This is a genomic window from Bifidobacterium hominis, from assembly GCF_040095915.1.
GTDB classification, from domain to species: Bacteria; Actinomycetota; Actinomycetes; order Actinomycetales; family Bifidobacteriaceae; genus Bifidobacterium; species Bifidobacterium hominis.
Window position 1 is genome coordinate 43,248 of the sequence record NZ_JBBMFR010000006.1, and the last position, 23,036, is coordinate 66,283.

Consider the following 23,036-nt stretch of genomic DNA (forward strand, 5'->3'; position numbering starts at 1 on the left):
CCACGATCATTCAACGACCCTGATCCGGTCGTGATCCGATTCCGAGCGGCCGTGTGGCCGCTCGCGGGGCACATACAATGGACCAAGGAATGTTGCGAATGACGCACGGTTCCTTGGCCCATTGGGCCGAATGGGTTTTGCCATGGGTTGTGATGGACGGAAACGAAAAGTCGGGCAACCCCCGAGCGTAAGGGCGGTGAGACGCATGGTGCTAGGCATCGATGAGCGAATCGACGGCGTGAACCTCGGCAACTGGCTGGTGCTGGAGAAATGGATGGATCCGAAACCGTTCACCCGCAGCGCCGAAGACGATGAAATCTGGATGCACCGCACGCACGTATCCCTCTGGTCCGAACGGAATCTCGCCGAGGAACTGCGCCGGCACCGCGAAACCTACATCACCCTGGAGGATTTCCGTATTATCGTCGGTCACGGAATCAACCTCGTACGCATTCCCATACCGTATTTCATCTTCGGCGACTGGCCCGGGCATCCGGGCTGCATCACGTACCTCGACCGCGCGTTCCGTTGGGCGCGGGAGACGGGATTGAAGATTATGATTGACCTGCATACCGTTCCCGAATCGCAGAATGGTTTCGACAACGGCGGTCTGACGGGTGTGTGCAAATGGGCGCAGAATACGGACTTGGTGGAGTACACGCTGAACGTGCTGGAGCGATTGGCTCGCCGATACCGCGACGAACCGGCCCTGCACAGCATCGAAGTACTCAACGAACCAGTGAGCTGGTCGGTGTTCCATAGCACGTCGAACACGGCGAAAGACTCTCATGAGGCTTCCGGTAGCACGTATGTCTCACTGCGGTTTCTGAAGCGCTTCTACCGCGACGCTTACGCCCGGTTGCGCGCCGTGCTGCGTCCGGAAACCGTGATCGTATTCCATGACGGTTTCCGACTACTTCGCTGGGGCGGTTGGTTTCGTCGTGCTGGCATGCGCAACGTCATACTCGACACCCATCAATATCTCATCGCGATGGAGGATCCGCTGTTCTCGGGACCGGCACGCCGGCTGTACCTGCGATCGCGGCAACTGCCATGGCTGTACCGGATGCTGGTGGGTGCGAGTGGCATCGTCATCCGTTCGGCGGCCCGTCGTATTCCCGTGCTGGTGGGCGAGTGGTGTGTGGAGAATCAGTGGGCCCTACACAGCCAAAACCGATCGGCTGCATACCGCCAAGTGTCACGATTGCAACGCGCGGCATGGGACGTGTCGGCGGGGCAGATCTATTGGAGCTACCAGCTTGCGCGCTCCGCGAAACCGGGCAGTGGCGAAGGGAGACCGCCGCGGGACCCTCGCAACGGCGGCAATCTTGAGGCGTGGGATCTGACTCGCGTATGGCGTCATGGATGGATTCTGGCGGATACCCCTCACGATGACGTGCCATAGGCAGTCAATCAACGGCAATCGACGCAAGGTGCATTAGACTCGGAATCATGGCAGAGGAAGAGACTTCGAAACGTATCCGAAAATCACCACAGGAGCGTCGAGCGGAAGTGCTGGATGCGGCTGTCCAGCTGATTAGCGAGCGTGGGTTCAATGGCATTTCCATCCAAGACGTGGCCGACAGGGTCGGCATCTCCAAACAAGGCGTGTTGCGATACGTCGACAACAAAGACAAAATGCTGGCGCTGGTATATGACGAATACTACGGGCAGACCGGCACGCCGGAGGACTTCTTCTCTTCGGGCATGCCGGGCAGCGACCCGTCCGCGCCGCATTTTCCTGCGTATCTGCGCTACCTGGTGAAACACAACTCGCGCCGCCGCATGATGGTGCAGCTGTTCACCGTGCTGTCGGTGGAATCCCTGAACCCGGATCACCCATTGCATGACGAATTCATGGGACGCATGGAGGACATCTGGGAACACTACTCGAAATACCCGTGGGTGGTTCCGCCGCAATTGGGCGCATGGGCCGGCAGCATGCGGCCAGTGGTGCGCAAAGCCATGGAAATCATGGATGGCATTCAGCTGTGGTGGCTGCGCGAACCGGAAGTGGACTTGTGTGAGGAATGGTCCGAAATGGAGAATCTGCTGTTTCCCGCGCCCCTCTGGGATGCATGCCGCTGATTTTATGTGTGTTCCGCATACGTTCGGGGGTGACCTGACGGCCACCCTCATTTTGCTTATCTTCTATTGTGGTAGTGCCTGAAAAGTTTGCTGAAAGAGACATGCTGGTTTCTTGAGATGTCGACCATTTTGATGCAGTCAGACTACCTGCTGCGCTTCCCGTATAGACGCCAATGCTGGCTCCCAACATCCCTAGCGATACTAGTATCATTATTTTACGGAAGAGTCTAGATTCAGTAGAATTACCAATTCTACATAATAATTCGTCATATATAGAACCTGCTGCAGAATTAGTTACAATTGTCCCTCTGTAAAAAGTTAATTTTACTCATTATATTGACTATTTATAAGATAATTAGAACGTTGAATAATCTCAGATTCATTCTTGCCGGAAATAAGAAATTTCCTGTCAGAATCAACAGAGTTATGAGCGATACCTTTTTTCTTGCCCACAGATTCCAAAACCGCCCAATCCGGGATTTCTTTTTCCTTTGGCCAGTTCAATCCAGCGGTTTCCAGCAGTATGCCATACTGAGATGATCGCGTAATATTCGCATCCGCATCGACAAGACCAAGTTCCAATAGGAAGTTGGCCTTGCTTTGGTCTATGCCATAGGCGGCTGCCAGCTCCTGCTTGATGAGACCGCCTCCTCTGCGTGCCGCCATTTCCCCGAATACGAAATCACCGGTTTCATTCTTATAGAATTCGATATGCATCACATTCGGAATCGTCTGATCGTTGAAAGATGCAATTAATTGCTTTGTCAGTCGGAGCAGCTCGGAATAGTCGGCACCGTTCTCATCCAACATCACGGAACCGGTGTTTTGTTTCTCGAAATCCAGTGGCGGGACAAGATACCGTGATGGTGAGATCAGAATCGAACCGGAATTGATATAGACTACATCCACATGGTAGACGGAACCGGAACAATATTCCTCTAAGTAATACTGGTTTGAATGCACGTTTCGTATGAATTCCGGCTTGGTAGCTAAAGCGGGCAGGTCATCTTTCGAATGCAATATCGTAATGCCTGCAGACCCTGCGCCCCATCGAGGTTTGAGAACAACCGTCTCCCAACGATCGAACGCCGAAATAATATCTCCAAAGCCTTGGCAGGTGGTATGGGGAATAATCTTTAATCCGGCATCAAGGGCCGATTGTTTCATCGTGACTTTATCTCGACAGCTTAACGCCAGTTCATGCTGTAAACCGGGAATTCCAAATAAACTTCTCGCCTCTGCAACCCTCAGTACGTCTTCCTCTGAGCTGGAAACTATCCTATCTGGTTTAAATTTCCTGACAATATCAAAGAATTTTGCGGTAGCGCTATCAGAGGAATAATCGGAAACCTCGATTTCCTTGATGACGGAGCTCGGCCAACTATGGTGTGCGGCTCGATCGTTCGAGGTGAAGACCATAACTTCTAAACAATTGAAACGTTCTTGGATTTCCTCAATCCATTTAGGATAATTTGAGAAAGATTTGGGCTGTTGCAGCAATAATACTTTCATGTCATTCCCCTTCCGGTGTACTCACCAAGACTTTTTCTTTCAATGACGAATGACTCTTTGTCCACGTTTTCTAATTTGATTAGTGACGACTGCAGGCATTATTCCCACTAACGCCAGTGCACACCAATACCAAGCCGTCAATCCTGCAGGACGTAGTGCCGGAACGATCCAACCGCCAAGGAATGAGCCTGCCGATTCACCAATGGCTGCAATTATCAGCCGATAGTTCAGAATGTCCACCAAAGGCTTATCTGGCTGTGCCTCTACCAGAGCAATATTGATTAATGGCGCATAGATGCATTCTGCAATGGAGAACACAACCAAGGAAATGATGCATATCCACCAGTACGACGAGACTCCGCAGGCGAATAGTGCGAAGGAAATTCCATAAATCCCCAGGCTTTTGACTATGAATGAGGTGGCATTATGTTCTTTGGTCATATTGCGCGAGATGATCTTACTTACCGGCATTTGCAGTGCTATGACCGATATGGCATCAATGGAATAGAACAATCCTCTTATGACTGGACTATCGGATAACGAGTGGAATTCCAATGACATTCCGGCAAAAAGCTGACCATTCATGATACTGCCCACGAACACCGCCAGGATGGCAAGAACCGTACCGGGACTTTTCAGCGAGTCTGTAATGGTCTTCACGATGGAGGAAGTGTTTTCCTCGCCGCTTTTCTCATTGCGTATGAAGACATGATGAGTCAGCGCTATTGGAGCTAGTAAAGCAGAAAAAGCATAGAGTCCGACGATGATTGCAATAAAGAGCGTTTGTCCGAAAGCCTTATATATGTAATTCGAACCCAGAGGTCCAATCGCGGATCCAAGATTGGCTGCCATGGTCACTAAAGCAAACAAAGAAGCCTGAATTTTTTTATCCTTTACTGTAGCGATGATATGCCCTCGTAGGGCAAAATTAACCAATGAAAGACCGAGTCCCAGCAAAGCCAAATCCGCAAAAAGGAAGCCGATAAAACCACCCATTGCCGGTTGTAGCAGCAAAAGTGAAAAAACCATGAATCCGAAACCGGTCTCGGTGAGGGATACCGTTGAGAAACGCTCAATCAGGCTACCTATAAAAACAGTACTGCCTCTAGAAAAAAGAGATAAAATTCCGAGCGCCAGCCCAACATATAGCGATGACGCCGCAGAAACTTGGCCGGTGAGAATAACCGAAAGAAGGGAGAAGAGACCGCTGTACGCAGCAGTATTCAAAAAGTAATTCACTGATATGGAGTCTCTTTTAATATCGTTCGGCTTCTCCATTTGAATGGACCTTCTTTTATGCTTTACAAATAATGTCTCCCCATGCTAGTTGTCATAGGGGAATTGTTCATTGCTGCGTCCACATATAGTGACGCTTGGTTTTGGCATACTTGGGGGTGTCTGTTTCAAAGTTTACCGTGCTTTCTGTGGAATCGTTGAATCCTGAACATCCGTTGCACGATGAATTCACTGCTCGTATGGACGATATTTGGGAGAACTATTCGCAATATCCTTGGCTGATTCCTCCGCAATTGGGTTCATGGAAGTCGAGCATGCGACCGGTGGTGCGTAAGGCCATGGAAATCATGGATGGTGTGCAATTATGGTGGTTGCGCGAGCCTGAAGTTGATTTATGCAAAGAGTGGGCTCAGATGGAAAACATGCTGTTTCCATCCCCGTTGTGGGATGCATATCGTTGATTTTGAATACTTGTTGAGATTGGCATTGCATGCGCGTGCGAAAAGGCGAGGGTCTGATGGTCCCTCGCCTTTTGCGTTGACGGGTTTATGTCGAGTTGCGGATGTGCACATGATATACTAAACTACCAATTGGTAATTAAAGAAAATCGCTTCAATGAGGAAAGTGAGCAATCCATGACCGAAACCACTGAAAATACTGTAAATCTGCCTTATAGGAATCCGGAACTTCCTACTGAGGAACGCATCGCCGATCTGCTTGGTCGAATGACCCTTGAGGAAAAAGTCGGACAGATGATGCAGCTTGACGCGCGAAGCGGCGATTTGGACGATCTGATCGTCGACAAGCACGTTGGTTCCATTCTGCACACCTCGCCTTCCGATCTGCCGAAAGCCGTGGAAACGGTGAACGCCAAAACCCGTCTCGGCATTCCGCTGGTGATCGGCGACGACTGCATTCACGGCTATTCCTTCTGGCCGGGAGCCACCATTTTCCCGGAACAGCTAGGCATGGCAACCACGTGGGATTCTGAAAAGGTACAGGCCGCGGGCCGTGCCACCGCCGAGGAAGTGTCAGCCACCGGCGTGCATTGGACGTTCTCCCCGGTGCTGTGCATCGCGCGAGACACCCGTTGGGGCCGCGTGGGCGAAACCTTTGGCGAAGATCCGTACCTGATTGGCGAAATGGCATCGTCCATTGTCAAGGGCTATCAAGGTGGAGCTAAGGCGGGCGAGCCGCTCGCCAAAGACGCGATCCTCGCATGCGCCAAGCATTTCGCAGGCTATTCCGAAACACAGGGAGGGCGTGACGCTTCCGAAGCCGACCTGAGCCACCGCAAGCTGGAATCCTGGTTCCTGCCGCCGTTTGAACGCGTGGCCAAGGAAGGCTGCGGCACCTTCATGCTCGGCTACGAATCCATCGAAGGTGTGCCGGTCACCTTCAACAAGTGGCTGCTTTCCGACAAACTGCGTGGCGCTTGGAACTATCAGGGCACGCTCATCACCGACTGGGACAACGTCGGCCGTTCCGTGTGGGAGCAGAAGGTCAAGCCTGACTATGTGCAGGCTGCTGCCGATGCGGTCAAGTCCGGCAACGACTTGGTGATGACCACGCCAAAGTTCTACGAGGGTGCGATCGAAGCCGTGAAGACCGGTCTGCTTGACGAATCGTTGATCGATGCCGCCGTGGCTCGTATTCTCGCACTGAAGTTCCGTCTTGGACTGTTCGAAGATCCACGCTTGCCCGACCAGAAGCGTATCGATGCAGTGATCGGTTCCGAAGAGCATCAGCAGCTCAACCTTGAAGTGGCTCGCGAAGCCGTGGCATTGCTGAAGAACGACGGTTCACTGCCGTTCAACGTGGCCGGTGCGAAGCGTATCGCGGTCGTTGGCCCGCTCGCCGATGACGCCCAGACCCAGCTGGGCGACTGGGCAGGCAGCTCCGGCCAGATCAACTGGATGCCTGACGGCCACCCGCGTGAAATGATCACCACCGTGCTTGATGGTTTCAAGCAGCTCGCTCCGGAAGGTTGCGAGGTCGTGTACTCTCGCGGTGCCAACATCGTGGATTTGGTGCCCGATCCGGAAGGCGAGTTCTACCCGGATGGACAGCCTCGCCCGAAGATCGGCGTTTCCGCCAAGATTGATCGCGCACTGCTTGACGAAGCCGTGGAAAACGCACGCAAAAGCGACCTGATCGTGGCCGTGGTGGGCGATGTGATCCAGGCCATTGGCGAAGGCTGCTCCACCGCCACGCTTGAACTGCTCGGCGGACAGAATACGCTGATCGATGCACTGTCGAACGTGGCTCGCGAAACCGGCAAGCCGTTCGTGGTGGTGCTTGTCAGCTCCAAGCCGCAAGTGCTGCCGGCATCCGTGATCGGCACCAACGGCGTGATTGTTGACGAAACTCCAGCCGAAGGTACTTCGGCTCTGCTGTGGGCTCCAAGCCCGGGCATGAAGGGCGGCCAGGCCATCGCCGAAATCATTCTCGGCGAAACCGAACCGAGCGGACGCCTGCCGATCACCTTCCCGCGTCACGCAGGACAGCTGCCGGTCTACTACAACCAGATTCGAGGCCAGCACGGCAACCGTTACGCCGACCTCACGCAGAATCCGGCATTCGCATTCGGCGAGGGTCTGAGCTACACCACGTTCGAATACGGAGATCCGACCATCACCAACGTTCCGGAATCCGGCATATTCACCGAAACCGACACCGTGCATGCCGAAATCACCCTCACCAATACGGGCGATCGCAAGGGCACGGAAGTAGTGCAGCTCTACATCGGCGACATCGTGACCTCCTACAGCTGGACTGATCGTGAACTCAAAGCATTCCAGCGCGTGGAACTCGAACCAGGCAAAAGTAAGACCGTTGCCTTCGACATTCCGGTTTCCGATTGCACCATCGTCGATTCGGAAGCCAACCGAATCGTCGAACCGGGCGAATTCGAAGTGCTTATCGGCCATTCCAGCCGTCGCGAACACTTGAAGCGCACCACCTTCACCGTCGCGTAAAAGCGAAACGAAATAAGCCGTGTCGCAGAACCTAATAATCGACACGCTAGTCTGATATGAGCCGCCTACGAAATGCCGATCGTGGGCGGCTCGCATGAATGGACCATTGCCGTGGCATACGCGTTGTTTATGGCTGCTTCCGGATTCGTACTGGTGCCTGATCAGACGCATGCGTTGAACCAGTTGCCATCGTCAATGAACGCCGACTGTTCCGCGGTGATGAACGCCATACAGCAGCTTGCCGGCACGATTGTGCTTGCCACTGGCGGTTTACGGCTTTGTTCCCGATCGCTGTGGTTGCGGCGCTACTGGGCACGGTGTTCATCATGCTGATTCGCAAGGTGAAGTAGCTGCAGTTACTGCAGTAGCCGAAGCAACGCGCAGTGTGCCGGCGATTGCGGCACACGTGATCTCGACATTGCGTTCCGTGTTGGCGATCAGCGTCGCAAGATCCGCCGGCCCGGGCGCAATGCCGAACGTTGCGACGATGCCGGTCTCGTTCAACGCTTCGATGGTGTGTGGATCGCGGGTTACCGTTCCACCAATGGCAATAGTTGGTTTTCCTTGCGATTGCGCCAGTTTCGCAATGCCACTCGGCACTTTGCCGTACGGTGTCTGACTGTCGATGGAACCTTCGCCGGTGATGATGACGTCGGCCCATGCGCATGCTTCGCGACCATGCGTAAGATCGAGCACAAGTTCGATTCCCGGCCGTACTGTTGTATTGAACAGGCCGAGCATCCCGCCGCCGGTACCGCCTGCGGCGCCTGTACCGGGAATGCGCTCAATATCGCGGCCATTGTATTGCATGATCGCGTGTGCGAGATTCGCAAGTCCCTGATCGAGGAGTTCGACCTGTGCTGTGTTCGCGCCTTTTTGCGGAGCGAACACATGCGCAGCACCTTCCGGTCCGGTCAAAGGATTGGTGACATCGCAGGCGAGAACAATCGGAACATTTTTTACAAAATCGGGAACTTCCGAATCGTCAATCCTCTCCAAATCAACAAGAGAACCGCCACCAAGCGGAATATCATGACCTGCCGTATCAAGAAAACGAAATCCAAGCGCGCGAGCCAATCCCGTGCCACCATCCGTAGTGGCACTGCCGCCCAAACCAAGCACAATACGATTCGCGCCGGCGTCAATCGCAGCACGAATCAGCAAGCCGGTGCCGAACGTGGAAGAAGACAACGCATTACGGTCGGCGGGGGAGACCCGTTCAAGTCCGCTTGCCGAAGCCAACTCGACCACGGCGGTGTGGAGAATACAAGAAGCACGATTATTGCCAAGAAAGCCAAACTGAGCGGTAATCGGGCGGCCGATCGCATCAACTGTCTCAACATTGTGCAACGTGCCGGCGGTGGCATGAACCAAGGCTTGCGTCAATCCTTCGCCGCCATCGGAAAGAGGCATGAGCCGGCATTCCGCCTGCGGATTGCCACGCTTAATGCCGCGAGCCATCGCCTGTGCGATTGCTTCAGCCGAAGCGGCTTCCTTGAACGAGTCCGGTGCCAGCAGAATCCGCATACATGCCTCCTTTTACGTCTGCATCCATACATTAATGCAGTGCCGGGGCAGAGGCTTAGCGGTAACCCTCCCACATGGGCAGGGGGAACAGGGCGTCTTCGCATTCCGCCCACATGGCGTTCAGATCCTGGCCGGGCGTGCGCAGCCAACGCAGCTGCACGCCATCCATCATGGCGAATCCCGCATTAAGCAGCCGACGCGTATCAACACCTTCAGGCACTTGCCAACGGATGTTGAGTGCGGTGTCGGCATTATGCAGCTCACGGTTGGCGAAATACTCGTGCGCAGGGTGGTTCGGGTCGATCGCTTCGGCGCTCAACGTGGAAAACATGTGCACCTGAATCGGTCTGCGTGCGTTCACCGCCACGATTCTGCGCCACATGTCGGCGATCAACGGGCGTGGCTCACGTACTATGTCGGTAAGAATGTCTTCCGTTTCGGAATCGTAGACTTCGTCCAGCGCGGCTGTGAGCAGTCCTTCCTTACTGCCGACATAATGCAGCACGCCAGCCTTGGTGAGTCCTACGCGATCGGCGATTTTCTGCAGGGAAGTGCCGTAATAGCCGAGCGTTCCAAACAGTTCGACGGCCGCATTGAGAATCTCCGCTCTTCGGTCGACTTCTTCGTTGGCCATGATGATTCCCTCTCCTGCCTTCCATGAATGGCGATTCATGTGCGCTGCAATGCTTATGAATCGCCATTTCTCTCAAGTGGTAAATACTTGCAGTTACTTTACGGTCGGTTAACTGATTTTTCAAAGAAGATTGGCGTGTTGTGATGTTGATTTTGATAAAGTACCTACCGACCGGTTAGTAAAGATTTCGGGGTTGAGATTCCATAGGCCGGTTAACCGATACGAACTCAAGAAAACGATGCGAAAGAGGAACGTATGAGCGAAAACACCTATCCTTCCGTCAATGACCTGACGCTTGAAGAAAAGGCATCCCTAACTTCCGGCGGCGACGCTTGGCATCTGCAAGGCGTTGAAGCCAAGGGCATTCCCGGCTATATGATCACCGACGGACCCCACGGTCTGCGCAAGTCCAACTCGGCCACCACCGGCGAAGTCGATCTGAACAACTCCGTGCCCGCCACCTGCTTCCCGCCGGCCGCGGGCCTGTCCAGCTCGTGGAATCCGGAACTCATCCACCAGGTCGGCGAAGCCATGGCCGAAGAATGCATTCAGGAGAAGGTTGCCGTAATCCTCGGTCCCGGCGTGAACATCAAGCGCAACCCGCTTGGCGGCCGCTGCTTCGAATACTGGTCCGAAGACCCGTATCTGGCGGGTCATGAGGCGGTCGGCATCGTCGCAGGCGTGCAGTCCAAGGGCGTGGGCACTTCGCTCAAGCATTTCGCCGCCAACAGCCAGGAGACCGACCGGCTGCGCATCAGCGCCAACATCTCCCAGCGTGCGCTGCGCGAAATCTACTTCCCGGCATTCGAACACATCGTCAAGGAAGCCCAGCCGTGGACCATCATGTGCGCATACAACTGCATCAACGGCGTGCATGCCGCCCAGGATCGCTGGCTGCTCACCGACGTGCTGCGCGACGAATGGGGCTTCCAAGGTATCGTCATGAGCGACTGGGGCGCAGACCACGACCGCGTGGCCTCCCTCAATGCGGGCCTCAACCTCGAAATGCCGCCAAGCTACACCGACGACCAAATCGTCTACGCCGCACGCGACGGCCGCATCCAGCCGGCACAGCTCGACCGCATGGCACAAGGCATGATCGACTTGGTCAACAAGACCCGCGCAGCCATGAGCGTCGAAAACTATCGTTTCGACATCGAAGCCCACGATGAGGTCGCACATCAGGCCGCCGTCGAATCCATGGTGCTCCTCAAGAACGATGACGCCATTCTGCCAGTCGCTGGCGATGCCAAGGTCACCGTCATCGGCGAATTCGCACGTACCCCGCGCTACCAGGGCGGTGGTTCCTCGCACATCACCCCAACCAAGATGACCAGCTTCCTGGACGCCCTCACCGAACGCGGCGTGGATGCCAAGTTCGCCCCAGGATTCACCCTCGACCTCGAACCGGCCGATCCGGCACTCGAAGCCGAAGCCGTCGAAGCTGCCAAGGGCGCCGACGTGGTGCTCATGTTCCTAGGGCTCCCTGAAGCGGCCGAATCCGAAGGCTTCGACCGTGAGACCCTCGACATGCCGGCCAAGCAGATCGCACTGCTCGAAGCCGTCGCAGCCGAAAACAAGAACGTTGTGGTCGTACTCTCCAACGGCTCCGTCGTCACCGTGGCACCATGGGCCAAGAACGCCAAGGGCATCCTCGAATCCTGGCTGCTCGGACAGTCCGGCGGTCCGGCGCTCGCCGACGTGCTGTTCGGCAAGGTGAGCCCGTCCGGCAAGCTTGCGCAGACCATTCCCTTCGACATCAACGACGATCCGAGCACCATCAACTGGCCGGGTGAAGAGGGGCATGTCGATTATGGCGAAGGCGTGTTTGTGGGCTACCGCTATTACGACACCTACAACAAGGCCGTCGACTACCCGTTCGGCTTCGGCTTGAGCTACGCCACGTTCGAAGTGAGCGACGTGAAGGCCGTCAAGACCGGTGCCTGCACCGCAACCGTCAGCGCAGTGGTCAAGAACACCTCGAACGTTGACGCCGCCGAAACCGTGCAGGTGTACGTGGCTCCTGGCAAGGCTGACGTGGCCCGCCCGAAGCACGAGCTCAAAGGCTTCAAGAAGGTGTTCCTCAAAGCCGGCGAATCCGCCGAAGTCTCCTTCGATCTCGACGATCGCGCCTTCGCCTACTGGTCTGAGAAGTTCAACGACTGGCATGTGGAGAGCGGCGAATACGCCATCGAAGTCGGCACATCCAGCCGTGACATCGCCGGTTCCGCGGTAGTGGAGCTCGATGGCGACGGTAAGGCCCAGCCGCTCACCGAGTGGTCCAACTTCATGGAATGGCGTAAGGATCCGCTCGGTTCCAAGGTGCTCGAGAAGCTGCGTGCCGAAGGTGAAGCCGGCCGTATGCCGATCGTGCCCGACAATGACATGACCCGTCTGTTCCTCGACTCCATGCCGATCAACAGCATGTCGGTGCTGATGGGTGCCGATGGCAAGCAGATCTTCGAATACATGCTTGCCGAATACGCTGAACTCACCAAGTAGTTTCGCGGGATTCAAGACTTAAGGTCGGGGAATCTGATCCGTTACTCTGAACCGGTGCGGACCTGATTCCTCGGCCTTTGCATTGTTGGAAGGTTGCTCTGGGATTGTTGCTTTATGACGATTTTCAAGGCAAACGGATACGTACGACATGCCAATTGTTGCATATGCAACAGTTGTATATACAACGGTTTACTATATATGCTGTGACGGAAGTGACGAACGAACAATACAAGGAACCGACTGGCTCACGACTCTTCGAAGTCTGGGAAAGCGGCTTGGCAAAGCCCCCCAGCGTGGCCATTCGCTCGCTGCACAACGTGGTCAACCGGTATCTGCGCGTCACCCGCCCTGAAGCGGCGGAAGACATCAGCAACGGCAACGTTGACGTCATCGTGTATCTCGCACGGCATGACAACGAGGAAATCTTTCCTCAAGACATTGAGCAACGCTTTGGCGTGACCCGATCCACATCATGCCGGGTGCTGGGGCTGATGGAGCAGAAGGGCCTGATCGCGCGCGAACCGGTGAAACGCGACGCACGACTGAAAAAAATCGTGTTGACGGACAAATCGAGGCATATCGCCGAAGTCTTGCGGGACAATGCGAAGAACATGGAACGAATCCTGCTGGAAGGCCTTGAAGACGATCAGATCCGCCAATTCATGCACGTGCTCGACGTCATGCAGACGAATTTGGTGAAAACAGGTTTGATCGGAGACGAAAGTCGATATCCAAGTTTGGAAATACAGGAACAGGACGCAAGCAAATCGCAAGTTCCGCAAGAATCGCAGGTTCCGCAAAAAACATGCGATGACTATGCCTCGAATAATCGCGATGCTCGTGATGAGTATGTCTCGCACGTACTGCGGATATCGCAGGAAATGGCGATCGCGCGCAATCGCAAGTAACACACGTCATAGGTAAAAATAAAAGGAAAGGGCAAGTAGTGACAACGGCAAACGCAACGGCGTCCGCAACGCCGAAACCAAAGCAGCATGTCATTCGCACACTGGGCAAATCCCTGCGCGAATACAAAAAAGTCAGTCTGCTCTCCCCGGCATTTGTAGCCGTGGAAAGCGTGCTGGAAATCCTTATTCCGACTGTCATGGCATCGCTGATTGATGAGGGCATCAGCGGTGGCAGCATGCCGGCGATTTTGAAATTCGGCTTGATTCTGTTGATTTGCTCGGTAGTTTCGCTGACATCCGGCTTTTTGGCTGGAAAGTTCTCGGCTATCGCAGGTGCCGGATTCGCGAAGAATCTGCGTCACGATCAGTTTGAGAAGGTGCAAGGCTACAGCTTCACCAATATCGACCGTTTCTCCACCGGTTCGATCATCACACGACTGACCACCGATGTGACCAACCTGCAGAACGCGTATTCGATGATTATCCGCATGGGTGTGCGCGCTCCGATCATGGTGATTGTGGCGTGGATCTTCTCCTTCCGCATCAGCCCCTCCATCTCTTTGGTGTTCCTCGCCTGCATTCCGGTGCTCGCCATCGGCTTGTGTGGCCTGGCGGTGCTGGTGCACCCGGTGTTCGAGCGTGTGTTCCACACATACGACAAGCTCAACAACGTGGTCGACGAGAACCTGCAGGGCATCCGCGTGGTCAAGTCCTACAATCGCGAAAGCCACGAAACCGAAAAGTTCAACCGCATTTCGCAGCGCATCTTCAAGGACTTCACCAAGGCCGAACGCATTATGAGCTTCAACAATCCGCTTATGATGCTGTGCGTGTACGTGTCCATGCTGCTCATCGCATGGATGGGCGCCCGGCAGATCGTGGCGTCCGGCAACAATGCAGCCCTAGGCTTGACCACCGGCGATCTGACCGCACTGGTCACCTACGCCATGCAGATCCTCATGGCTATGATGATGCTTTCCATGATTTTCGTGATGTGCATTATTTCGCAGGCTTCCGCCGAACGTATCTGCCAGGTGCTGAACGAGGAAAGCACGGTTACGAATCCGGCTAATCCAGTCAAGGAAGTGAAGAATGGCGAGATCGATTTCGACCATGTCACCTTCCGTTATTCCGCCACTTCCGAAAAGCCAGTGCTTGACGATATTGATTTGAAGATTCGTTCCGGCATGACCGTCGGCATCGTCGGCGGCACCGGTTCCGCAAAGTCCAGTCTGGTGCAGCTTGTGCCACGTTTGTATGACGTGACCGAAGGCTCGCTGAAGGTCGGCGGCGTGGATGTGCGTGATTACGATTTGGAAGTATTGCGTGATCAGGTTGCCATGGTGTTGCAAAAGAACGTGCTCTTCTCCGGAACCATTGCCGAAAACCTGCGTTGGGGCAATCCAAACGCCACTGATGAAGAGATTCGCCACGCGTGCCAGCTTGCGCAGGCTGACGGCTTCATTCAGGAATTCCCCGACAAGTACGATACGTACATCGAACAGGGCGGTACCAACGTTTCCGGCGGCCAGCGCCAGCGTCTGTGCATTGCGCGTGCGTTGCTGAAAAAGCCGAAGATCCTGATCCTCGACGATTCCACATCCGCGGTCGACACCAAAACCGATCAGCTGATTCGTACCGCATTCCATCATGAGATTCCCGACACCACGAAGATCATCATCGCCCAGCGTGTGGCCTCTGTGCAGGAATCCGACATGATTCTCGTCATGGATCACGGCCGCATCATGGCAGCCGGCACGCATGAACAACTGCTCGAAAACTGCGACGAATACCGTTCCATCTACGAATCGCAAACCAAGAATCAGGCTCAACCTGAGGAACTGCAGTGAAAGGAGGCAACAGATGACTGAACAAACTTCCGCATTGAAATCCAAGGAAAACAACAACGTGGCCAGCAAACAGCCGAAGCCACCGATGCAGAAAGCCGCACCGGGCACCACCAAGCGTATTTTCGGCTACATCTTCCAGTACAAGTGGCGCGTGGCGCTCGTAGTAGTGTGCATTCTTGTCGGAGCCGCAGCGCAGGCCGGATCGTCACTGTTCCTGCAGTCGCTGATCGACGCCTACATTCTGCCCATGGTTGGTGCCACCAACCCTGACTGGATGCCGCTGTTGCGTGCGCTGACACTCATGGCATGCCTGTATGCGGCCGGCATTTTCTGCAGCTGGCTATGGCAGTGGATCATCGTCGCCGTGGAACAGGGCACGTTGAAGAAGATCCGCGACGACATGTTCGCTCACCAGCAGACCTTGCCGATCCGTTACTTTGATACCACCGAACACGGTGACATCATGAGCCGTTACACCAACGATACCGACACATTGCGCCAGGCCATCAGCCAATCGTTCCCGCAAATGTTCTCGTCCGCGGTGTCCGCGCTTGCGGCGCTCGTGTCGATGCTGTGGCTGTCGGTGCCCGTCACCATTTTTGTGCTCGCATTCACTGTGATCCTGTTCGTGGTGGTGCGCAAGGTCGTTTCCCGTTCCGGACGTTACTTTGTCAAGCAGCAGATCGCCATCGGCGATGTGAACGCATTCGTGGAAGAAGCGGTCAACGGCCAGAAGGTCATCAAGGTCTTCAACCATGAGGACGCCACCCAAACCACTTTCGACAAGAAGAACGAAGAACTCTTCGAAGCTTCCGCCGAAGCGAACACGTGGGGCAATGTGACCATGCCGATCGTCGGCAACATGGGCTATCTGCTCTACATTCTGCTTGCAATCTTTGGCGGATTCGCGGCGATTTCCGGACTCGGCAACTTCGGCCTGTCCGGAGCCGGACAGCTCACCTTGGGCACGCTCGTCTCTCTGCTGACGCTGTCTCGTTCCTTCGTGAACCCGCTCGGTCAGGTGTCCATGCAGTTCAACATGGTGATGATGGCGCTCGCCGGCGCATCCCGTATCTTCGCGCTCATGGACGAACAGCCGGAAGATGACGACGGCTCCGTGACCTTGGTGAATGTGGAACTCGGCGAAGACGGCCGCACCATGACCGAAGTCGACCATGAAACCGGTCACTGGGCGTGGAAGCGCGAGGAGGGCGACGATGGCACCCGTTCACTCAAGGCCGCGCAGTCCTTGAGCCCGCGTGCTGCAGAAGTAGCGATGAAGGCCCGTGAAACCGCTGTCACTTCGCCGGATGGACGCCTTACCCTGCTGCAGGGCGATGTGCGCTTCACCGACGTGACCTTCGGCTACAACCCCAACAAGCCGGTGCTGCATGACATCACTTGGTTCGCCAAGCCCGGGCAGAAGATCGCATTGGTCGGTGCCACGGGTGCCGGTAAGACCACGGTGACCAACCTGATCAACCGTTTCTATGACATTCAAGACGGCATGATTCTGTACGACGGCATTTCCGTCAAGGGCATCCGTAAGCCGGATCTGCGTCGTTCGCTGGGTGTGGTGCTGCAGGACGTGAATCTGTTCACAGGCACGGTGATGGACAACATCCGTTACGGTCGGCTCGACGCCACCGACGAGGAATGCATTGCCGCTGCGAAGCTTACGAATGCCGACGGCTTCATTCGCATGCTGCCCAACGGCTATCAGACCGTGCTTGAAGGTGATGGTTCTGGTCTGTCTCAGGGCCAGCGTCAGCTGATCTCCATCGCTCGTGCGGCCGTGGCCGATCCGCCGGCCATGATCCTCGACGAGGCCACTTCGTCCATCGACACCCGTACCGAGGAAGTGGTGCAGGCCGGTATGGATAACCTCATGAAGGGGCGTACCGTGTTCGTGATCGCACACCGCCTGTCCACCGTGCGCAATTCCGACGTGATCATGGTGCTCGACCATGGCCGCATCATCGAACGCGGCTCGCATGACGAGCTCATCGCACAGAAGGGCGAGTACTACCAGCTCTACACAGGTGCCGTAGAGCTCGAATAGTGCAATCCTGCGCTATTACTGCGCGGCTAGCCGCGCTTTGACCCCTGCCTGCTGATGCCACCTTTGTGACCAGTGGCTTTAAACGGCATGGATCCTCTGGAAAATCCCTTGCTTTGAAATTGCGGTTTCGAAGCAAGGGATTTTGCTTTGCTTGTGAAACGCATGCTATTTGGCTGCGGCCAGCCGGTTTTCTGCACAGGCTGATTGGCTGCTTGTTCATGGGATTGCTGCATGAGCAACGATTTTACGTGCCTTTCGCATGACCGTTCACGAATCTCACTTGGTTTGGCAGGAAGTCAATAATAGGATATCCTTTCATGAAGTAAACGATTTACTAAATTGGAGAGCGAGACATGGCGACGATTAAAGAAATTGCGCAGCGTACCGGGTTTTCTCAGGCTACGGTGTCTCGACTTCTGAATGGGGATCCCACTCTTTCCGTGCGTGAGGAGACGCGTCGTAAGATCATTCAGGCGAGTGAAGATCTCGGCTACAGCATGCAGACCAAACGCATCGTCATTCCTCATGAGGTCGCGCTGCTTGATAATGAGAAGTCCGAAGAAGCGTTGCGTGACTCCTATTTCACTGATTTGCGTTCGGCGCTCGATCGCAATGCTGAGCAGCAGCGCATGGAAATGACGGTGTTCCACAACCTCAATGACATGATTGCGTCCGGTTCCAAGTTCGACGGTTTCATGGTAATCGGCGCCGACCAGATTGGCGAGAAGGAATTGGAACGGCTGCACAGGGTCATGCCGTATGGCGTGTTCATTGATGTGAATCCGGCGCCGAATCTGTTCGATTCCGTGCAACCTGATTTGCAGCAGACCATACATGATGCGGTTGCGGCGTGTGCGGCCAAGGGCATGAAACGTGTTGGATTTATTGGTGGCAAGGGCTCCCTTATGAACTTTTATGAGGCCGACGAGGAGAACCGTGCCACGTATTTCCGCCGTGAAACGAAGCGTTTCGGCATTCAGTCCGACGGGCTCGTGTATTCCGACGGCCTGTTCACGGTGAGCAACGGACGTGCTTTGGGGGAGCGGTTCGTGCGCGATCATAATGGTGTGCTACCGGATGCCGTGATTGTCGCCGCCGATGTGATCGCGGTGGGCATGCTACAGGCATTCAATGCGGTTGGCGTGCTGGTGCCGCGTGACATCAGCGTGATCAGCATCAATAATCAGACGATTTCGCAGTTGACTTCGCCACCATTGAGCACCTTCTCCATTGATCTGAACGAGCTTGCGCGCGTTGCGACCTTGACATTGGGCGACGCCATTTCTGGCAAGCGTACGATTCGTCAGCATGTGTATCTGTCGACGTCATTGGTGGCGCGTGACAGTTTTGTGCCTGCGAAATAGTGATGCTTAAGACGTTACGCGTCTGGTGTTTCTTTTTACTTTTTCATTCTTGTGAATCCTACTAAAGAATCGTCCATAATCATGAAAAACAAGCGAAATAGTTCGCGCTGCATGCTATAGTTGCAACCGAAATGAGAGCGATGATCCGTTATCAGCGGGGAGCTTCCGGAAGAACGGTCGTATCATGCGACTTATTAGAACCGGCGGGAAGGCCCGAATAGCCGAACATACAAGCGGTCGTGCGCCAATCGAAAGCATGGCAAACGAGGTGGTACCGCGGTGGCGGCGTCCGGATGGGCGCGATGCCATCGTCCTCGTAGGAGACAAATAGTAAGAACCTACGAGGAGATACGGTGAGCAAAAACAACGTGTATCCGAAGGCAGCTGCGGGTGAGCAGAGCGCCAATGTAGCGCCGAACCCCAGTTTCCCAAAGCTGGAAGAATCCGTCCTTGATTATTGGGAGAAGGACGACACCTTCCAGAAGTCCATTGAACGCCGTCCTTCCGGCGATCACAGCCAGAACGAATTCGTGTTCTTCGACGGTCCGCCGTTCGCCAACGGTCTGCCGCACTACGGCCACCTGCTGACCGGTTACGCCAAGGATGTGATTCCGCGCTACCAGACCATGAAGGGTCACAAGGTCAATCGTGTGTTCGGTTGGGATACGCACGGTCTGCCGGCCGAACTTGAAGCCCAGAAGGAACTGGGCATCGATTCGGTCGATCAGGTCAAGGAAATGGGCATCGACAAGTTCAATGATGCCTGCCGTGCCTCCGTGCTCAAGTACACCAACGAGTGGAAGGACTACGTGCACCGTCAGGCACGTTGGGTCGATTTCGAGCATGGCTATAAGACGCTGAACATTCCATACATGGAATCCGTGATGTGGGCGTTCAAGCAGCTGTACGACAAGGGCCTCGCGTATCAGGGCTACCGCGTGCTGCCGTACTGCCCGAAGGATCAGACGCCGCTTTCCGCGCATGAGCTGCGCATGGATGCCGACGTGTATCAGGATCGTCAAGACACCACCGTGTCCGTGGCCGTGAAGCTGCGCGACGAGGAAGACGCCTACGCGGTGTTCTGGACCACTACGCCGTGGACCGTTCCCACCAACTTCGCCATCGTGGTCGGTGCCGACATCGACTATGTGGAAGTGCGTCCGACCGAAGGCAAGTTCGCGGGCAAGAAGTTCTACCTGGGCAAGCCACTGCTCGGCTCCTACGCCAAGGAACTCGGCGAAAACTATGAGATCGTGCGCGAGCTCAAGGGTGCCGAGATGGAAGGCTGGCGCTACTACCCGGTGTTCCCGTACTTTGCAGGCGACGAGAACGCCGTCGAAGGCAAGGTTCCGGGTCCGGAAGGCTATCAGATCTTCACCGCCGACTATGTCGATACCGTTGAAGGTACCGGCCTCGTGCATCAGGCTCCGTACGGTGAAGACGATATGAATACGCTCAACGCCAAGGGCATCAAGAGCGTTGATGTGCTCGACGCGGGCTGCAAGTTCACTTCGCTGTGCCCGGATTACGAGGGCATGTATGTGTTCGATGCGAACAAGCCGATCCTGCGTAACCTGCGTGCCGGCGACGGCCCGTTGGAGCGCATTCCGGAAGATCAGCGCGCGATCCTTTTCCAGGAGAAGAGCTACGTGCACTCCTACCCGCACTGCTGGCGTTGCGCCACTCCGCTGATCTACAAGCCGGTGAGCTCCTGGTTCGTGTCTGTCACCAAGATCAAGGACCGTCTGCTCGAACTGAATCAGCAGATCAACTGGATTCCGGGCAATGTGAAGGACGGCCAGTTCGGTAAATGGCTCGCCAACGCACGTGACTGGTCCATTTCCCGTAACCGTTTCTGGGGTTCCCCGATTCCGGTGTGGGTGTCCGATGATCCTAAGTATCCGCGCGTGGACGTGTACGGTTCGTTGGAGGAGCTGAAGGCCGACTTCGGTGACTATCCGCGCGACCATGAGGGCAATGTCAACATGCACCGCCCGTACATTGATGAGCTGACGCGCGTCAACCCGGACGATCCGACCGGCAAGAGCCATATGCACCGCATCAGCGACGTGATGGACTGCTGGTTCGAATCCGGTTCCATGAGCTTCGCCCAGTACCATTACCCGTTCGAAAACAAGGAAACCTTCGAACAGCATTTCCCGTGTGATTACATTGTGGAATACATCGGCCAGACCCGTGGCTGGTTCTACGTGCAGCACATCATGGCGACCGCCCTGTTCGACAAGCCGGCGTTCAAGAACGTGATCTGCCATGGCATCGTGCTTGGCTCCGACGGCCAGAAGATGTCGAAGCATCTGCGCAACTACCCGGATGTGAACGGCGTGTTCAACGATTTCGGTTCCGACGCCATGCGCTGGTTCCTCATGAGCTCGCCGATTCTGCGCGGCGGCAACCTGATTGTGACCGCCGATGGCATTCGCGACACCGTTCGCCAGGTCATGCTGCCGGTGTGGAGCTCGTACTACTTCTTCACCCTGTATGCGAACGCTGCTAATAATGGTGCCGGGTTCGATGCTCGTGCACTGCATGCCGATGAGGTTGCCGCACTGCCGGAAATGGACCGTTATCTGCTGGCACGTACCCGCCGACTGATCGAGAAGACGCAAAGCTCGCTGGATGACTTCCTGATTTCCGACGCATGCGAAGCAGTGTCTGATTTCATTGACATGCTCACCAACTGGTACATCCGCAACAATCGTGACCGTTTCTGGAACGAGGATGAGAACGCGTTCAATACGCTGTACACCGTGCTTGAAGCATTCATGCGCGTGATCGCACCGCTTGCTCCGATGGAAGCGGAAGCAGTGTGGCGTGGTCTGACCGGTGGCGAATCCGTGCACTTGGCCGACTGGCCGTTCCTTGCCGACGAGCAGACCGGAGAGGCAACAGAACTGGGCCGCGTGCTTGTTGACGATTCGGCTCTGGTTGACGCGATGGAGAAGGTGCGCGAGGTCGTGTCCGGCACTCTGTCTATGCGTAAGACAAAGCAGATCCGTGTGCGCCAGCCGCTGTCCAAGCTGACCGTGGTGGTGGAGAACACTGCCGCCGTGGCCGCATACGACGAGATCCTGAAGTCCGAACTGAACGTGAAGAACGTTGAACTGTGCACGCTTGAAGATGCCGAAACCCAAGGCTTGAAGATCATCAACGAGCTGCGCGTGAACGCTCGCGTGGCAGGCAAGCGTCTTCGCAAGGACGTGCAGTTCGCCATCAAGGCTTCCAAGTCCGGCGCATGGCATGTGAACGCCGAAGGCGCTCCGGTATGTGAGACTCCGAACGGTGAAATCGTGCTTGAGGAAGGCGAATATGAGCTGATTAACAGCGTGGAGGAGAAGAACGCCGAAGAGGCTGCCAACTCCGTTTCCTCCGCGTTGCCGACCGGTGGCTTCGTGATCCTCGACACCGAGCTGAACGATGATCTGATCGCCGAAGGCTATGCGCGCGACGTGATTCGCGCTGTGCAGGATGCCCGTAAAGCCGCCGATCTGCAGATCTCCGACCGCATCGCACTGAAGCTCGTTGTGCCTGCCGAAGACGTGGCCAAGGTCGAACAGTTCAAGGAACTTGTCTCCTCCGAAACGCTCGCCACCTCTTTTGAAGTGACTGCCGGCGATGAGCTGAACGTTGAGGTTGCCAAGGCCTGAATGGTCTGACAGGTGGCCTGGCTGATGGCTGACAGCTGAACGGTCGCTAGCATAATAGGTCCCGAATTCGATGGATTATTTCGGAAGGTTCGGGACCTTTTTAAATGGTCTTTTGGTGGTCTTCTATCGGTATTTTTGTCTGTCTTTTGGCGGAACTGAACAATCGACCATGAAATGTTCAAACATGAAGCTACAGTGAACCCGTGGCTTCAAGCCTTGCAGACTTGATCTGTATCCGTAAGCATGTAATTTATGTCGGCGCGCACTTTACATATGTGATCGCATTGCGCGTACGACTCGCATGTGGAAACAGATCGTTACGCGAATGGTTCTCAGTACCATCCATGTGAGTCAAGCACACATTTGAGAAGCAGTCGCACACCGGGAATCGCGCTCGCGCGGTTCCCGTTTTTCGCTCGTTTTCCTCACCGCAATATGCATACGCGTGTTTCTTTTTGTGATTTGACATGCTTTTCCGTGACAGATTGGCAAACTTCGATGAGTCTCAAAATCCCGTGGCGTACTCCAATGCGTGGTTGGATGAAGTCCATCGGATGTTGCTGATGATGGGACGGGATTACCTGAGTCAGTCGCCAGTGCCGGTTTTCGAAGAACACGAATCCGGAAGGTTCGGCGTAATGAGCGCCCCTCTTGCACAATTGTTGTTCCGCGGATCGCTGAACAAGGAACTTGGTCGTATCTCAGACTAG

Annotated in this window: 14 protein-coding genes and 1 pseudogene; 11 read left to right on the top strand and 4 right to left on the bottom strand. The window is 55.2% G+C overall.

The genetic code is table 11. From position 1 onward, the window contains the following. Positions 1 to 205 precede the first annotated feature (205 nt). On the top strand, positions 206 to 1,405 hold the full coding sequence (locus WMO36_RS05535; protein WP_349077095.1) for a glycoside hydrolase family 5 protein: 1,200 nt from the start codon (positions 206 to 208) through the stop codon (positions 1,403 to 1,405). Positions 1,406 to 1,452: 47 nt separating this feature from the next. Continuing rightward, entirely contained in the window at positions 1,453 to 2,088 is a 636-nt protein-coding gene (locus tag WMO36_RS05540; RefSeq protein WP_003834147.1) for a TetR/AcrR family transcriptional regulator, read from the top strand. Between the two features lie 324 nt (positions 2,089 to 2,412). Here the strand turns inward: WMO36_RS05540 and WMO36_RS05545 are convergent, their stop codons facing one another. Together WMO36_RS05545 and WMO36_RS05550 are read right to left on the bottom strand one after the other, a co-directional pair. Then, positions 2,413 to 3,600, bottom strand: coding sequence for an ATP-grasp domain-containing protein (locus WMO36_RS05545; protein ID WP_271740927.1), 1,188 nt, complete (start codon positions 3,598 to 3,600; stop codon positions 2,413 to 2,415). Between the two features lie 39 nt (positions 3,601 to 3,639). After that, the gene (locus WMO36_RS05550) at positions 3,640 to 4,878 is read right to left on the bottom strand and encodes an MFS transporter (RefSeq protein ID WP_349077096.1); all 1,239 of its coding nucleotides are present in this window, start codon (positions 4,876 to 4,878) and stop codon (positions 3,640 to 3,642) included. Between the two features lie 122 nt (positions 4,879 to 5,000). Between WMO36_RS05550 and WMO36_RS05555 the strand changes: the two are divergent. The 3 genes and pseudogenes from WMO36_RS05555 to WMO36_RS05565 form a co-directional block, all read left to right on the top strand. Beyond that, positions 5,001 to 5,297: pseudogene (locus tag WMO36_RS05555) on the top strand (TetR family transcriptional regulator); the annotation flags it as partial. A gap of 174 nt (positions 5,298 to 5,471) precedes the next feature. After that, positions 5,472 to 7,814 (top strand): glycoside hydrolase family 3 N-terminal domain-containing protein, encoded by a 2,343-nt coding sequence (locus WMO36_RS05560; protein ID WP_302146494.1) that lies wholly within the window; start codon positions 5,472 to 5,474, stop codon positions 7,812 to 7,814. A gap of 81 nt (positions 7,815 to 7,895) precedes the next feature. After that, positions 7,896 to 8,147: a hypothetical protein gene (locus WMO36_RS05565; RefSeq protein WP_281676374.1), complete on the top strand. Its 252-nt coding sequence runs from the start codon at positions 7,896 to 7,898 to the stop codon at positions 8,145 to 8,147. On the opposite strand, the gene WMO36_RS05570 is transcribed toward WMO36_RS05565, so the two are convergent. Then, positions 8,139 to 9,341 carry a glycerate kinase family protein gene (locus WMO36_RS05570; RefSeq protein ID WP_302146495.1) on the bottom strand — a complete coding sequence of 401 codons (1,203 nt, stop codon included), beginning with the start codon at positions 9,339 to 9,341 and terminating at the stop codon, positions 8,139 to 8,141. The genes WMO36_RS05565 and WMO36_RS05570 overlap by 9 nt on opposite strands. Before the next feature lie 55 nt (positions 9,342 to 9,396). Then, positions 9,397 to 9,975: a TetR/AcrR family transcriptional regulator gene (locus WMO36_RS05575; RefSeq protein WP_195327621.1), complete on the bottom strand. Its 579-nt coding sequence runs from the start codon at positions 9,973 to 9,975 to the stop codon at positions 9,397 to 9,399. 255 nt (positions 9,976 to 10,230) lie between these two features. Between WMO36_RS05575 and WMO36_RS05580 the strand changes: the two genes are divergently transcribed. The 6 genes from WMO36_RS05580 (at position 10,231) to ileS (ending at position 22,326) form a co-directional block, all read left to right on the top strand. After that, positions 10,231 to 12,477, top strand: a complete 2,247-nt coding sequence (locus WMO36_RS05580) for an exo-alpha-(1->6)-L-arabinopyranosidase (protein WP_195327620.1) — start codon at positions 10,231 to 10,233, stop codon at positions 12,475 to 12,477. Positions 12,478 to 12,680: 203 nt separating this feature from the next. Then, a complete protein-coding gene (locus WMO36_RS05585) occupies positions 12,681 to 13,385 on the top strand; it encodes a MarR family winged helix-turn-helix transcriptional regulator (RefSeq protein WP_302146499.1) in 705 nt (234 codons plus the stop codon). Between the two features lie 38 nt (positions 13,386 to 13,423). After that, on the top strand, positions 13,424 to 15,235 hold the full coding sequence (locus tag WMO36_RS05590) for an ABC transporter ATP-binding protein (protein ID WP_195327618.1): 1,812 nt from the start codon (positions 13,424 to 13,426) through the stop codon (positions 15,233 to 15,235). A gap of 13 nt (positions 15,236 to 15,248) precedes the next feature. Beyond that, positions 15,249 to 17,297: an ABC transporter ATP-binding protein gene (locus tag WMO36_RS05595; protein WP_337516026.1), complete on the top strand. Its 2,049-nt coding sequence runs from the start codon at positions 15,249 to 15,251 to the stop codon at positions 17,295 to 17,297. 353 nt (positions 17,298 to 17,650) lie between these two features. Continuing rightward, complete coding sequence (locus WMO36_RS05600; protein WP_349077100.1) at positions 17,651 to 18,661, top strand: LacI family DNA-binding transcriptional regulator; 1,011 nt, start codon at positions 17,651 to 17,653, stop codon at positions 18,659 to 18,661. A gap of 353 nt (positions 18,662 to 19,014) precedes the next feature. Then, positions 19,015 to 22,326 carry a mupirocin-resistant isoleucine--tRNA ligase gene (gene ileS, locus WMO36_RS05605; RefSeq protein WP_349077101.1) on the top strand — a complete coding sequence of 1,104 codons (3,312 nt, stop codon included), beginning with the start codon at positions 19,015 to 19,017 and terminating at the stop codon, positions 22,324 to 22,326. Positions 22,327 to 23,036: the final 710 nt, after the last annotated feature.

Excerpts from the sequence above, each read along its gene's own strand:
- WMO36_RS05575 (WP_195327621.1), bottom strand. The coding sequence starts at position 9,975 with ATGGCCAACGAAGAAGTCGACCGAAGAGCGGAGATTCTCAATGCGGCC.
- WMO36_RS05560 (WP_302146494.1), top strand. The coding sequence starts at position 5,472 with ATGACCGAAACCACTGAAAATACTGTAAATCTGCCTTATAGGAATCCG.
- WMO36_RS05535 (WP_349077095.1), top strand. The coding sequence starts at position 206 with ATGGTGCTAGGCATCGATGAGCGAATCGACGGCGTGAACCTCGGCAAC.
- WMO36_RS05595 (WP_337516026.1), top strand. The coding sequence starts at position 15,249 with ATGACTGAACAAACTTCCGCATTGAAATCCAAGGAAAACAACAACGTG.
- WMO36_RS05580 (WP_195327620.1), top strand. The coding sequence starts at position 10,231 with ATGAGCGAAAACACCTATCCTTCCGTCAATGACCTGACGCTTGAAGAA.
- WMO36_RS05545 (WP_271740927.1), bottom strand. The coding sequence starts at position 3,600 with ATGAAAGTATTATTGCTGCAACAGCCCAAATCTTTCTCAAATTATCCT.
- WMO36_RS05600 (WP_349077100.1), top strand. The coding sequence starts at position 17,651 with ATGGCGACGATTAAAGAAATTGCGCAGCGTACCGGGTTTTCTCAGGCT.
- WMO36_RS05540 (WP_003834147.1), top strand. The coding sequence starts at position 1,453 with ATGGCAGAGGAAGAGACTTCGAAACGTATCCGAAAATCACCACAGGAG.
- WMO36_RS05550 (WP_349077096.1), bottom strand. The coding sequence starts at position 4,878 with ATGGAGAAGCCGAACGATATTAAAAGAGACTCCATATCAGTGAATTAC.
- WMO36_RS05570 (WP_302146495.1), bottom strand. The coding sequence starts at position 9,341 with ATGCGGATTCTGCTGGCACCGGACTCGTTCAAGGAAGCCGCTTCGGCT.